The 13,133-nt window shown below is 71.9% G+C and carries 13 protein-coding genes; 4 read left to right on the plus strand and 9 right to left on the minus strand.

All coding sequences use genetic code 11. The features are described 5' to 3' along the window. Positions 1–24: 24 nt before the first annotated feature. Both BLQ62_RS10600 and BLQ62_RS10605 read right to left on the minus strand, forming a co-directional pair. Positions 25–1,245 carry an HRDC domain-containing protein gene (locus BLQ62_RS10600; protein ID WP_068535125.1) on the minus strand — a complete coding sequence of 407 codons (1,221 nt, stop codon included), beginning with the start codon at positions 1,243–1,245 and terminating at the stop codon, positions 25–27. Between the two features lie 8 nt (positions 1,246–1,253). Next, the gene (locus tag BLQ62_RS10605; protein ID WP_068535122.1) at positions 1,254–1,862 is read right to left on the minus strand and encodes a DUF3000 domain-containing protein; all 609 of its coding nucleotides are present in this window, start codon (positions 1,860–1,862) and stop codon (positions 1,254–1,256) included. A gap of 95 nt (positions 1,863–1,957) precedes the next feature. Here BLQ62_RS10605 and hemE point away from each other — a divergent pair, with 95 nt between their 5' ends. Genes hemE through hemQ form a run of 3 tightly spaced genes read left to right on the plus strand, consistent with a single transcriptional unit; the run spans position 1,958 to position 5,027 of the window. Next, positions 1,958–3,031: a uroporphyrinogen decarboxylase gene (gene hemE / locus BLQ62_RS10610; protein WP_068565528.1), complete on the plus strand. Its 1,074-nt coding sequence runs from the start codon at positions 1,958–1,960 to the stop codon at positions 3,029–3,031. Beyond that, entirely contained in the window at positions 3,028–4,293 is a 1,266-nt protein-coding gene (locus BLQ62_RS10615; protein WP_068565527.1) for an FAD-dependent oxidoreductase, read from the plus strand. Before hemE ends, BLQ62_RS10615 begins: the two co-directional genes overlap by 4 nt. A gap of 32 nt (positions 4,294–4,325) precedes the next feature. Next, positions 4,326–5,027 carry a hydrogen peroxide-dependent heme synthase gene (gene hemQ / locus BLQ62_RS10620; protein WP_068565525.1) on the plus strand — a complete coding sequence of 234 codons (702 nt, stop codon included), beginning with the start codon at positions 4,326–4,328 and terminating at the stop codon, positions 5,025–5,027. A 27-nt stretch (positions 5,028–5,054) separates the two neighbouring features. Here the strand turns inward: hemQ and msrB are convergent, their stop codons facing one another. The 4 genes from msrB to BLQ62_RS10640 all read right to left on the minus strand — a co-directional run bounded on the left by msrB (position 5,055) and on the right by BLQ62_RS10640 (position 9,009). Next, positions 5,055–5,489, minus strand: a complete 435-nt coding sequence (gene msrB / locus BLQ62_RS10625; RefSeq protein ID WP_068535111.1) for a peptide-methionine (R)-S-oxide reductase MsrB — start codon at positions 5,487–5,489, stop codon at positions 5,055–5,057. Between the two features lie 9 nt (positions 5,490–5,498). Beyond that, positions 5,499–6,737, minus strand: coding sequence for a glycosyltransferase family 87 protein (locus tag BLQ62_RS10630; protein ID WP_068565523.1), 1,239 nt, complete (start codon positions 6,735–6,737; stop codon positions 5,499–5,501). 73 nt (positions 6,738–6,810) lie between these two features. Further along, the gene (locus BLQ62_RS10635) at positions 6,811–8,361 is read right to left on the minus strand and encodes an alpha/beta fold hydrolase (RefSeq protein ID WP_139184184.1); all 1,551 of its coding nucleotides are present in this window, start codon (positions 8,359–8,361) and stop codon (positions 6,811–6,813) included. 36 nt (positions 8,362–8,397) lie between these two features. Continuing rightward, positions 8,398–9,009, minus strand: coding sequence for a dihydrofolate reductase family protein (locus tag BLQ62_RS10640; RefSeq protein WP_068565519.1), 612 nt, complete (start codon positions 9,007–9,009; stop codon positions 8,398–8,400). A 58-nt stretch (positions 9,010–9,067) separates the two neighbouring features. On the opposite strand from BLQ62_RS10640, the gene zapE reads away from it, so the two are divergent. Beyond that, positions 9,068–10,093, plus strand: coding sequence for a cell division protein ZapE (gene zapE / locus BLQ62_RS10645; RefSeq protein ID WP_068535096.1), 1,026 nt, complete (start codon positions 9,068–9,070; stop codon positions 10,091–10,093). A gap of 187 nt (positions 10,094–10,280) precedes the next feature. Here zapE and BLQ62_RS10650 read toward each other — a convergent pair whose 3' ends face one another. The 3 genes from BLQ62_RS10650 to BLQ62_RS10660 are packed head-to-tail and all read right to left on the minus strand — an operon-like array spanning position 10,281 to position 13,019. Continuing rightward, the gene (locus BLQ62_RS10650) at positions 10,281–10,589 is read right to left on the minus strand and encodes a metal-sensitive transcriptional regulator (RefSeq protein WP_068535094.1); all 309 of its coding nucleotides are present in this window, start codon (positions 10,587–10,589) and stop codon (positions 10,281–10,283) included. A 5-nt stretch (positions 10,590–10,594) separates the two neighbouring features. Further along, on the minus strand, positions 10,595–12,844 hold the full coding sequence (locus BLQ62_RS10655; RefSeq protein WP_068565517.1) for a heavy metal translocating P-type ATPase: 2,250 nt from the start codon (positions 12,842–12,844) through the stop codon (positions 10,595–10,597). Then, entirely contained in the window at positions 12,834–13,019 is a 186-nt protein-coding gene (locus BLQ62_RS10660; protein ID WP_068565515.1) for a hypothetical protein, read from the minus strand. Before BLQ62_RS10660 ends, BLQ62_RS10655 begins: the two co-directional genes overlap by 11 nt. Positions 13,020–13,133: the final 114 nt, after the last annotated feature.

A 13,133-nucleotide genomic window follows, 5' to 3' on the forward strand; every position in this document is an offset into this window, starting at 1 on the left:
GGCGCAGGCGAGGAGGGCTCCGCGCTACGCGGCGTCGAGGGCGTCCGCGACGGCGGTCACCGTCAGGCGGCGCTGCCAGTCCCGCGCGCCCGATGCGGCGAGCGCATCGTCGACGGCCGCCGCGCCGCGGGCCGTGCCGTCCCAGCACAGCTGCCGGACCGCGTCGGTCGGCAGCAGGTTCTCGACCGGTACCGCGACCTCGTCGGAGATCTCGGTCAGGGCGGCCCGGACCTTCGCGAGCCGCTCGGCCGCCTCGGGATTCGACTTGGACCAGCGGTTGTTCGCCGGAACCCCGTTGCGGGGGCCGTGCAGCGGCGGCAGCTGTGAGTCGGGGAGCGCGTTGGCCCGCTGGATCGCGCCGAGCCACCGCTTGGCCGAGCGTCGCATGCGCGGGCCGCCGAACACGGGCAGCGCCGTGAGCTCCGCCTCCGTGGTGGGGTTCTTCGCCGCCGCGTTGACGATCGCGGCGTCCGGGAGGGTACGGCCGGGCGCGACGTTGCGCTGTTCGGCCATTTCGTCCCGGGCGAGCCACAGCTCCCGCGCGCGGGCCAGCTGGCGCCGGTTGCGCAGGGTGCTCAGCCCGGACACGCGGCGCCACGGATCCGGCTTGGGCGCCGGATCGGGCCGCGTGCGCTCGTACTCGAACTCCTCGAGCGCCCATTCGAGCTTGCCCGCGTCCTCGAGCCGTTCGTGCGCCTCGTCCCGCAGGTCCACCAGCACCTCGACGTCGAGGGCCGCGTAGTTGAGCCACTCGTGCGGCAGGGGGCGGGTGCTCCAGTCCGCGGCGCCGTGGCCCTTGGCCAGCGCGTACCCGGTGTACTCCGAGGTCATCGCCGCGAGATTGACGCGCGGCGCGCCCAGCAGCCGTCCGGCGAGCTCGGTGTCGAAGAGCGCATCGCACTCGAAGCCGTCGTCGCGCAGGCACGGCAGGTCCTGATCGGCCGCGTGCAGGACCCACTCGACGCCCCGCATCGCCTCGATCACCGGAGCGAGGCCCTCCGGTTCGTGGATCGGGTCGAGCAGGAACAGGCCGGAGCCGGTGCGCTTGATCTGGATCAGGTAGGCGCGGGAGGAGTAGGTGAAGCCCGACGCCCGCTCGGTGTCCACCGCGATCGGACCCGTGCCACGACGCAGCGCGGCGGCGCAGTCGGCGAACTCTTCGACAGTGGTCAGCGGCTCCGGGACGCCCCCGGCGGGTTCGGTGAGCGGAATACCGGGAACCGGTTCCGACGAGGCCTTGCCCACGGGCGCGCCTACGCCGGGCCGAGCCGGGTGGTGCCGGCCGGGGGGAGTCCGGCGGCGGTCTCGAGTACCGCGCAGAAGGCCTCGACGTGCCCGGACAGGTCGTCGCCGAGGGGAGTCCACGAGGCCCGCAGCTCCAGCTGGTGCGCGCGCGGAGGGCCGGCGATATCGCCGTAACGCACGGACGCGGTGGCCGTGACGGTGCCGCCCAGGGCGGTCACCTCCTGGCCGCGGTCGGCGAGGGCGTCGGTCAGCCAGCTCCACGCGACCTCGGGCAGCAACGGATCCGACGCCAGCGACTCGTCGACCTCGGACTGGACGTAGGCGACGAGCCGCATCAGGCCGTTCCACGCCTCGTGGCCGTGGGGGTCGTGCAGCAGGATCAGCCGGCCGAAGGTCTCCCCGTCGGAGTGCTCGGGCACGACGTCGGTCTCGGGTGCGCGCACCTCGGCGCCGAGGGCGTAACTGAAGGGGGCCAGCCGCTGGGGCGGCCGGATGCTGCCGATCTCGATCTCGGGGCGGACCGTCGCCGTGTGCAGGGACTCGACGGCGACGCGGAAGGACTCCGGCTCGGCGCCGCGCGCTCCCGCCGTCTCGTCACCCGTTCCTGGTTGGCTCACAAACCGTGACCGTAGCCGCTCGGGCGGCGCTCCCGGCGGAGGCGCGCCGCAGGCCTCGGCCTCCGGGCGCGGAGGTCATGACATGATCGTTGGCGATGAGTACCGAGGATCGATCGACGACGGCCGACGCGACGGCGTATCCGTTGCTCGATGCAGCGGCGGGGCGCACCCCCTCACACCGTCCGGTGTGGTTCATGCGGCAGGCCGGGCGCTCGCTGCCCGAGTACCGGAAGGTGCGGGAGGGCGTCGGCATGCTGCAGTCGTGCTTCCGCCCCGACCTGGTCACCGAGATCACGCTGCAGCCGGTCCGCCGGCATCGCACCGACGCCGCGATCCTGTTCTCCGACATCGTCGTTCCGCTCAAGGCGGCGGGGATCGATCTCGACATCGTGAGCGGCATCGGCCCCGTCATCGAGCAGCCGATCCGGGACGCGGCCGCCGTCGCGGCGATGCCGCGGCTCGACGTGGCACAGGTCGAGCCGATCGCGGAGGCCGTCCGGATGCTTCGCGGCGAACTGCCCGCCGGGGTCGCGCTCATCGGCTTCGCCGGTGCGCCGTTCACCCTCGCCTCCTACCTGGTGGAGGGCGGCCCGAGCCGCAACCACGAGCGCACCAAGGCGCTGATGTACTCCGAGCCCGAGACCTGGCACGCCCTCCTCGACGCTCTCGCCGACATCGCGATCACCTTCCTGCGCGTGCAGGCGGACGCGGGCGCGCAGGCCTTCCAGCTCTTCGACTCCTGGGCCGGAGCGCTCTCGCTCGTCGACTACCGCGAGTACGTCCAGCCGCACTCCGCCAAGGTCTTCGCCGCCCTGCGCGAGAGCGCGCCCGCCCTGCCCGCCTTCCATTTCGGGGTCGGGACCGGCGAGTTGCTCGGCGCCATGGGTGAGGCCGGCGCGGACGTGGTCGGCGTGGACTGGCGCGTTCCGCTCGAGGTGGCCGCCCGCCGCGTCGGGCCCGGGAAGGCGCTGCAGGGCAACCTGGATCCCGCCACCCTCATGGCCGATCGGGACACCGTCGAGGCGCAGGTCCGGCGCGTCGTCGCCGACGCCGACGCCGCTCTCGCCACCGGTGCGACGGGGCACGTCTTCAACCTCGGGCACGGCGTCCTGCCCTCCACCGATCCCGACGTGCTGACGCGCGTCGTCGAGCTGGTGCACGCCCTATGAGCAATGTCGCCGTCGTCGGGGCGGGCATCTCCGGGCTGGTAGCGGCACTGCGGCTGCAGCAGGCGGGCGTGCGCGTCACCGTCTTCGAATCGGGCAATCGCGTCGGCGGGAAACTGCGCTCGGAGGAGATCGGTGGCGACCGCCTCGACGTGGGTGCCGAGGCCTTCGTCCGTCGCCGTCCCGAGGTCCTCGACCTCGCGGCCGAGCTCGGCCTGACCGACGAACTCGTCGAGCCCGCCGGGCGGCGCCCGGCCCTGTTCGCCGACGGTGCCCTGCGCGGCGGATTCGGCCGGACCCTGATGGGCGTCCCCGGGGACGCCGACGAGGTGCGGATCCCGTTGCGCTGGAACGCCGGCGCGGATGCTTCCATCGGGGCACTGGTCCGCTCGCGCCTCGGCGACGAGGTGGTCGAGCGCAGCGTCGATCCGATGGTCGCCGGTGTGTTCGCCGCGCACGCGGACGACGTCTCGGTCCGCGCCGCGCTGCCCGCGCTCGCCGCGCGCCTGGACGAGGGCGCGCCGTCGCTCGGCGAGGCCGTGCGGGATGTGCTCGGCCGGCCCGTCGACACCCCGGTGTTCGGTGCCTTCCGCGGCGGCTACCAGCAGCTGCTCGATGCGCTGGCCGAGCGGCTCGGTGATCGCATCATGCTCGGCGCGCCCGTGCCGGAGGTGCGTCCGGGCTGGAGCCTGCGCTGTTCGATGTTCGACGCGGTCGTGCTCGCGGTCCCCGCCCCGCAGGTGGGGCGCCTCGTCGGGCTGAGCCTGCCCGACCTGGGTGCCGCCGTGGGCGCGATCCCGGCGGCCAGCTCCGCCCTCGTGACGCTGCGCCTGCCGGAGGGGACCGAGCTGCCGGACCTGTCCGGCGTGCTCATGGCCAGTCGCGAGCAGGTCAGCGCGAAGGCGCTCACCCTCTCCGGTCGCAAGTGGGATCACCTGCCGGGTGGGACGGTGCGGCTGTCGTTCGGCCGCCTCGGCGTGAGCAGGATCGTCGACGACGTCGACGCCGGGTTGATCGCGGCGGCGCGCGATGATCTGGCCTACGTGCTCGGCGTGACCGCCGAACCGACCGCCGCTCACGTGCAGCGGTGGTACGAGGGCATCCCCGTGTACCTGCCGGGGCACCGCGAGACGCTCGCGGCGATCGAGGCGGCCACGCCGAAGGGCCTGGCGCTCGCCGGCGCCTACTTCGACGGCGTCGGAGTGCCGGCGTGCATCGCCCGTGCGGAGGCTGCGGCGCAGCGGGTGCTGGCCGACCTGTCCTGAGCCCGTCCCACGCGCGGGACTACGATCGGGTCATGGCCAAACTGGATTACGCGGAGCTCAATTCGACCGTTCGCTACCTCATGTTCTCGGTGTTCTCGATCTCGCCGGGGGAGTTGGGTGACGATGCGCAGCGGGCGGCGGCGGCCACCGAGGCCGAGGAGTTCCTCGCGAAGATCCAGGAGGGGGATCTGGTCGTGCGCGGCGTCTACAACGTCGCGGGCATGCGCGCCGACGCCGACTACATGATCTGGTGGCACGCGGAGAAGCTCGAGGATCTGCAGGCCGCGTACAACGACTTCCGGCGCACCACCGCGCTGGGCCGGGCGAGCCGCCCGGTGTGGTCGAACTCGGCGCTGCACCGGCCGGCGGAGTTCAACAAGAGCCACATCCCGGCGTTCCTGGCGGGTGAGGACCCGGGCGCGTACATCTGCGTGTACCCGTTCGTGCGCAGCCTCGAGTGGTACCTGCTGCCCGACGAGGAGCGCCGCAAGATGCTGGCCGACCACGGCCGCGCCGCGCGCGGTTACCCGGACGTGCGCGCGAACACCGTGCCGGCATTCGCGCTGGGCGATTACGAGTGGTTGCTGGCGTTCGAGGCGCCGGAGATGCATCGCATCGTCGACCTCATGCGGGACCTGCGGGCCACCGATGCCCGTCGGCACACCCGCGAGGAGACGCCGTTCTTCTCCGGGCCGCGGGTGCCCGTGCGGGATCTGGTCACCGCGCTGCCGTGACCCCCGTCGCCGGGGGCCCGGCGGCCGTCACTCCGTGGCGGCGGCGTCGTCCGCGTCGGGCTCCAGGCGCATCGAGATCGAGTTGATGCAGTACCGCAGATCGGTGGGGGTGTCGTAGCCCTCGCCCTCGAAGACGTGGCCGAGGTGGCTCTCGCAGTTGGCGCAGAGCACCTCGACACGGCGCATGCCCAGCGAGTTGTCGACGCGCTCGATGATCTTCTCGCCCGCGAGCGGGGAGAAGAACGACGGCCAGCCGCAGTGGGATTCGAACTTGGCGTCCGAGCGGAACAACTCCTCGCCGCAGGCGCGGCAGCGGTAGACGCCGGTGGTCTTGGTATCGGTGTACTCGCCGGTGAACGGCGCCTCGGTGCCCGCTTGGCGCAGAACGCGGTATTCGGGGGCGGTGAGGCGCTGACGCCACTCCGAATCGCTCAGTTCCAGCTTGGGCTTGGGGTCAGTCATGACTCCACGCTAACCCTGTACGGCGGTTGGTGCCAGTTCGTGTTTGCCCGGTTCCTCGGCGGGTGGCAGCGGGCGGTCGATGCCGTCCTCGAGGCGCTTCTCCGCCCTCGCATCGAGGTACCGGAAGAGGAGCACGCAGAACGGCACGATGATCAGCAGGGACCAGCCGAGCGTGCACTTGAGATAGGCCAGCGAGCGTCCGAATGCGGGCCATTTGCCCGAGAGCCAGGTGTCGTAACTGAGGAAGCCGTACACGGCGACCCAGGACACCCAGTTGCCCATCACCGAGCTGCGGTAGACCACCGTCATCAGCATGGGGAACAGCAGCATCGAGTAGTAGCCCTGCCCCAGCGAACCGACGAGCCAGGACATGGTCAGGAGCGTGCCGGTAGAGGTCGCGAGCCAGAGCAGCTCGTTATTCGTGCGGTAGTACTTCCACAGCAGCCACAGCGTGACCGCGGCCATGATCACCACGGCGGCGCGGAGGAGGAGCTCGAGCCACTCCGGCAGGCCGAAGTACTTCGCGTTCCCGGCGATGGAGCTGTTGTAGTAGTCGCGCGCCTCGCCCAGGTACGGCAGGGTCTTGTCGAAGTACTCGGTGCGGTCCGCCGAGAGCAGCATGCCCGCGCCCAGCAGCACCAGGGGAATGCCGACCGCGGTGATCAACGCCTTCCACCACCGCCGGTTGAGGACGATGAGCAGGAGCATCACGGCCAGCAGGGGCTTGACGGCGAAGGAGAGCCCGAGCGGGATGCCCGCCCACAACGCCTTGTTCTTGAGCAGCAGCGCCATCGCGGCGACCTCGGCCAGCAGGACGAAGCAGTTGAAGTTCGTGTAGACCAGCGTGCTGGTCACGGCCTCGGTGGTCACCGCGAAGAACAGCACGACCGGCGCCACGAGGGACGTGAGCCCGTAGCCGAACATCCGGATCAAGATGTAGAGCGCCACGAGCAGCGCGGCGGCGCTGAGCCCCACGAAGATGTACCGGGCGGTCTGCGGGTCGAAGTACCCGAACGGGGCCATGAGCAGCGTGCCCGACGGCGCGTACAGGTAGTGCGGATCGACGGTGTCGTAGTTCTCGGTGTAGACGGCCTCGTGCCGCAGGAAGCGCACCGCGGCCGCGTACACCGTGGTGAAGTCGTCCGTCTTGTTCCCGTTCGGGACCAGGATGATCAGCCGCTGCAGCAGTGTGAGCAGGGCGAGGGGCCAGAGAATGGCCTTGACCACGAGCGCGGGGTCGGACTTCATCCGAGCGAGGGCGACTGACGACACCGCTAAACCGTACCCAACGGCGCTGCGGGCCAGGGGAGGCCCGCCGGGGTCATGCCGGGCAGGCGCGGGTCGACGGTGCGTCGAGCCGGTCCAGGTAGCCGATCACCGACTTCTGCACGCAGGAGGAGCGGATCAGGGCGCCGTCGCCGATGCCGCCCCAGGTGACCTGCGAGGGCTGCGCGCCGACGACGGTGAGCTGCCCGGTCAGGGTGTCGAGCGCGGTCCGCGCGGTGAGCGGGTCGGCGGCGGAGGTCGCGACCACCGACTTCACGTCGAGTTCGGCGAGCTTCGGCGGTTCCGGCATCGTCGGCCACGCGGCGCACGCGCCGAGCTCGAGCGCGGCGGCCGCGCCGAGCCGGAACTCCGGGCCCCACGTGCGGGCCGAAGCGGCGATCTGATCGGGAGATGCCTTCGTCGAGGCGTCCGAACAGCGGGCGATGAACTGTCCGTCCGTGCCGAGCGCTTCGTCGGCGGAGCGCAGGAGAGCGCGCAGCGGTGCGGCGTCGCCGGTGCGGGCGCCCTGCAGGGCGGTCGCCAGCCGGGAGATGCGCGCATCGCGGTCGCCCGCGCCGATCCCCAGGGTGAGCACCACGGCCCGTCGGACGTCGACGTCGGTGAACGGCCCCAGCCGGCCGGCCGCGGCGTCGTCGATGATCCCGCGGATCGCGGCCGCCGGATCCGCGCCCAGCGCGCACCCGGGGCCGCACTGCGCGGCGAGGGCGTCGATGGTGGCCGACGTGCCCCGGGCGGCGTCCTCGGCGCGCTGCAGCTCCGTGCCGCCGTACCGGACGGGGGAGTCGAGCACGAGCCGTGCCACCTGCTTCGGGTGCTGCGCCGCGTACGCGAGGGCGGTGGTGGAGCCGTCGCCGACGGCGAGCAGGCCCAGCGTGGGCACGTTCCATGCGGTGCGCAGCGCCTCGAGGTCCTCGGCCGCGGCGGTGGCGGTGTAGTCGGCGATCGTCGACTCGTAGACGTCACCACAGGCGGTGGCGGCCCGTTGCGCGGCGTCGCCGATCGCGGCGATGCGCCGGCCGACGTCCGGGCCGGGGTCGCCGCCGCTGCGCAGGACCGCCTGGTCCTCGACGGTGCGGCACCCGAGAGCGCCCGAGGCGCCGATGCCCCGGCGCTCGACTGCGACCACCGGCCGGTTCGCCAGCAGTGGGCTGTCGCCGGAGGCGAGGGTCGCGACGGCGCGCTGCCCCGTGAACTCGGTGCCGCCGACGAGGACCAGCGGAGCCGCGGCGTCCGGGGTGCCGGGGACCTTCGCCCGGGTCACCGACAGGCGCAGCGGCACCTGCGCGCCGCCGACGGGCACCGTCAGCGTGGCGCACTGCAGGGTGGCGTTGGCCGCCGGCGGGGTGCCGTAGCGGGAGGCGAGCCGGCTCGTGCAGTCCTGCCAGGCGAGCGGGTCCTTCGCGGAGGCCTTCCACTCCGGCCCCTTCGGCGCCTCCGGCGAGCCCGGGGCGGCACCGCCACCCTTCCCGAAGTCCGTCACGTAGTCGGGGGTGGGTGCCGGAACCGGTGCGCAGGCGGGCAGAACCAGGATCGCTCCGACTGCGAGACCGGCGGTCGCGAGTGCTCGGGTGCGCGCGTGGGGCATGCCGTTCACAGTAACCACGCCCGCGGTGGGCCCGCTTCAGCGCGCCCAGCGGGTGTAGAGGTAGCCCTCGTCGTCACCGAACACGTGGCGTCGGTGGAGGCGATCGAGCGGCAGGTCGGGGCCCGTCACGATGCGCTTGCCGCTGCCCCCGACGAGCACCGGGGACAACGTCAGGCACAGCTCGTCGACCAGGCCCTGCGCGAGCAGGGCTCCGAGCATCCCGGGGCCGCCCTCGGCGAGCACCCGGCGGTGGCCATGGGCGTAGAGGTCCTTCAGCACCTCGGCGAGGTCGACCGATGCGCCGTTGCCCGAGTACACGATCGGCTCCGGCCCACCGGGCGGGTACAGGCGCGGGGTGCGGTCGAGCGTTCCGCGCGTCACGACGGCGAGCGCCGGATGCTCCGGCGTGCCGTAGTCCTCGTCGCGCACCGTGGCCGCTCCGACCAGCACGGCGTCGGTCGCGGCGCGCATCGCACCGAAGACCCGGTGATCGCCCTGCGCGCCGAGGCCGCCGGAGCGTCCGGCCGCCGTCGCGGACCCGTCGAGCGAACTGATCATGTTCGCGCGGACGTAAGCGCGGCCCTCCGCGACGGGGTGGGCGTAGGCGAGGGCGAGGGCCGCATCGTCCGCGGGGAGGTCCTTGATCATGCAGGGACGGTAGCGCGAGATTTTCGACCGCGCCGACCACTGGATATGATCTCCAGTCATGACGCTGCATCTCGTGGATCGCAACCCGACGGTGACGCCGGAGCAGATGGTGGAGCAACTCGTTCCGCCGGAGATGTTCAGCGAGGTCAGCTTCGACAGCTACATCCCCGATCCCAACGAGCCGACCCAGGCCGCCGCGGTGCAGACGGGACGCGCCTTCGTCGCCGATGTCATCAAGCTGACCAAGCAGCGCACCAAGAAGGGCCTGTTCGGCCGCAAGAGCACCCCGCCGCACGGCGTGGGCCTGTACCTGGACGGCGGCTTCGGCGTCGGCAAGACCCACCTGCTGGCGTCGATCTTCCACAGCGTCCCGTCGCCGAAGTCCTTCGGCACCTTCGTCGAGTACACCCACCTGGTGGGCGCGCTCGGCTTCAACCAGTGCGTGGAGTACCTCGCCGACCACAGCGTCCTCTGCATCGACGAGTTCGAGCTCGACGACCCGGGCGACACGATGGTGATGTCGCGGCTGCTGACCGAGCTCGCGGCGCGCGGCGTGTCCATCGTCGCCACGTCGAACACCCTGCCGGGGCAGCTCGGCGAGGGCCGCTTCGCCGCGCAGGACTTCCTGCGCGAGATCAACAAGCTGAGCTCGGTGTTCCAGTCCGTGCGCGTCGACGGCCCCGACTACCGGCACCGCGACCTGCCGCCCGCGCCGGACCCGCTCACCGACGAGGAGCTGACGGCGATCGCCGAGGCGGACCCGACGGCCACGCTCGACACCTTCGACGCGCTCTCCGAGCACCTGTCGAAGCTGCACCCCTCGCGCTACAAGCAGCTCGTCGAGGGGATCTCCAAGGTGTGCATCAGTGGTGTGCACCCCGCGGAGAACCAGACCGTCGCGCTGCGGATCGTGGTGCTCGCCGATCGTCTCTACGACGCCGGTATCCCGGTGCTGGTCTCCGGGGCCAAGCTCGACGAGATCTTCACGCCCGAGATGCTGGCCGGCGGCTACCGCAAGAAGTACCTCCGCGCGACGTCGCGCCTGCTGGCGCTCTCGCGTTTCGCGTCGGCCGACGTGCGCTGAAGCCCCCGAACACACCAACACCCGCCCGGTGATGTGTGGGCCGGGCGGGTGCATGGGTGAGGGTGCCGGAGTGTGAGACGGATCTCACTTCGCTGACACCAGTCACTGTACGGGAACGTGGTGCTCCGGGGAACCGGGTTTCGCACTTTCCCACGTCGGGATCTGCGGCCCGTTCTGCCGCAGTGGTTCAGCGCGTGAACCGGGCGATGGCGTCTGCGGCCTCCTTGATCTTCGCCGCGGTCTCCTCCTCGTCACCCGAGCGTGCCGCGTCCACCACGCAGTGGCTCATGTGGTCCTCGAGCAGTCCCAGGCCGACGGCCTGCAGCGCCTTGGTCATGGCCGAGACCTGGGTGAGGATGTCGATGCAGTACTTCTCCTCCTCGACCATCCGTTGCAGCCCGCGGGCCTGCCCCTCGATGCGGCGCAGCCGCTTGAGGTACTCGTCCTTGTCGGACATGTAGCCGTGATGGTGCTCGTGGCCCGTGTCGGTGGTCATGACGATCAGTATCCCTTCTCGGGGCGGAAGCTCCGCAGTCGCAGGCTGTTGCTGACCACGAAGACGGAGGACAGGGCCATTGCGGCGCCCGCCAGCATCGGGTTGAGGAGCCCGGCGGCGGCGAGAGGCAGTGCCGCCACGTTGTACGCGAACGCCCAGAACAGGTTCGCCTTGATCGTGCTCAGCGTGCGCCGCGCGAGCCGGATCGCATCCACCACGGTCCGCAGATCGCCGTTGACCAGCGTGAGGTCGGCCGCCTCGATCGCGGCGTCGGTGCCGGTGCCCATCGCGACGCCGAGGTCGGCCGTCGCGAGTGCGGCCGCGTCGTTGACGCCGTCGCCGACCATCGCCACGGCGCGACCGTCCGCCTGCAGCGCTCGCACGGTGCCCACCTTCCGCTCGGGCAGCACCTCAGCCACGACGTCGTCGATCCCGACCTGCGCGGCGATGAATCGGGCGGCGGGCTCGTTGTCGCCGGTCAGCATCAAGGGACGCAGCCCCAGGTCGCGGAGCCGGGCTACGGCCTCACGCGAGGTGGGCTTGATCTCGTCGGACACGACGAGCACGCCGCGGGCGGCGCCGTCCCAGCCGACGGCGATCGGCGTCTGGCCCCGGTGCTGGGCCTCGTCGAAGGCGGCGCGCAGGTCGTCGGGCAACGGCATCGCGTCCTCGTCGAGCAGGCTCGGCCGCCCGACGGCGACGGTGCGCCCGCCGGAACCGCCGCGGACTCCCAGGCCGGGCACGGCGGCGAAGTGCTCGACGGCACCGAGCGGTGCGGGTGCGGCCCGGACGACGGCGCGGGCGATGGGGTGCTCGGACGCCGCCTCGAGCGCGGCGGCGACGGCCAGTACCTCGTCGGCGGACTCACCCGCGGCCGCGTGGACGGCCTGCAGGGTCATCACGCCCGAGGTGATCGTGCCGGTCTTGTCGAGGACGACGGTGTCGATCCTGCGGGTGTGTTCGAGTGCCTCTGGGCCCTTGATCAGGATGCCGAGTTGGGCGCCGCGGCCGGTCCCGACCAGCAGGGCCGTGGGCGTGGCGAGGCCGAGTGCGCACGGGCAGGCGATGATCAGGACCGAGACGGCGGCGGTGAGCGCCATGGAGGCGGGTTGTCCCGCGCCCAGCCAGAAGCCCAGAGAGCCGACCGCGATCGCGATGACGATCGGCACGAAGACGCTGGAGATGCGGTCGGCAAGGCGTTGCGCGGCGGCCTTGCCGGCCTGCGCATCCTCGACGAGGCGACCCATGTGGGCGAGCTGGGTGTCGGCGCCGACGCGGGTGGCGCGCACCACGAGACGGCCGCCCGCGTTGACCGTCGCGCCCGTCACGGCGTCGCCGGCGCGCACCTCGACCGGCACCGCCTCGCCGGTGAGCATCGAGGCGTCCACCGCCGATTGTCCCGAGACGACGACGCCGTCGGTCGCGATCTTCTCGCCGGGGCGGACGACGAACTCGTCGCCGACGGCGAGCTCGCCGATCGGCACCAGCGATTCGACACCGTCGCGCAGCACGGTCGCGTTCTTGGCGCCCAGTTCGAGCAGGGCCCGCAGTGCGGCGCCGGCCCGGCGCTTGCTCTTCGCCTCGAAGTAGCGCCCGGCCAGGATGAACGTGGTCACCCCCGCGGCCGCCTCGAGGTAAATGCTGCCGGCGCCGTCCATCCGCTCGATGGTGAACGTGAACGGGTGCCTCATGCCGGTGACGCCCGCCGAGCCCCAGAACAGGGCGTAGACCGACCAGCCGAACGCCGCCAGCACCCCGATCGAGACGAGCGTGTCCATGGTGGCGGTGCCGTGCCGGAGGTTGGTCCACGCGGCACGGTGGAAGGGGAGCGCTCCCCACACCACGACGGGCGAGGCCAGGGTCAGCGAGAGCCACTGCCAGTAGTCGAACTGCAGCGCGGGAATCATCGCCATGGCGATCACCGGGACCGTGAGGGCAGCGCTGATCAGTAGACGGCGGCGCAGCGCATCGGTGGGCTCGTGCGTACGCCCGTCCGGCTCGTCGCCGTCCTCACAGCCCGGCGGCGCGGGCACGTGCGCGGAGTAGCCGGCCTGCTCGACGGTGCCGATCAGCACCGCGGTGTCGGTCCCCCGCGGAGCGGTGACATGCGCCTTCTCCGTGGCGAAGTTGACCGTGGCGTGCACCCCGTCGAGCTTGTTGAGCTTGCGCTCGATGCGGTTCGCACACGAAGCGCAGGTCATCCCCTCGATGGCGAGGTCGACGACGGTGTCGTCCGGGCGGGTCTCAGTGGCCATCGTGGCCCCCGTCCGGGATCGTCGGTGCGCCCGCGGGCGGCGCCGGAACGGCGGACGGGGCGTGGGGCGTCGTGCCGTCGGGCGACGGGTCGGCGGCGGAGCCCACCGCGAACGCGACGACGAAGACCACGGCCAGGCCGGCCACGAACGCGCCGATCGTCGCCAGTGGATTCATCGTCGTGACCGCCCTTCCGTCTGTGTCGCGCGAACTATACCCCCCTAGGGTACGCCGAACGGCGCGGTGGCGCTGCGGCGCACTGTAATGGTTGAAACGTCGAATGAACAGGTC

This window comes from Tsukamurella pulmonis, assembly GCF_900103175.1.
GTDB lineage: Bacteria > Actinomycetota > Actinomycetes > Mycobacteriales > Mycobacteriaceae > Tsukamurella > Tsukamurella pulmonis.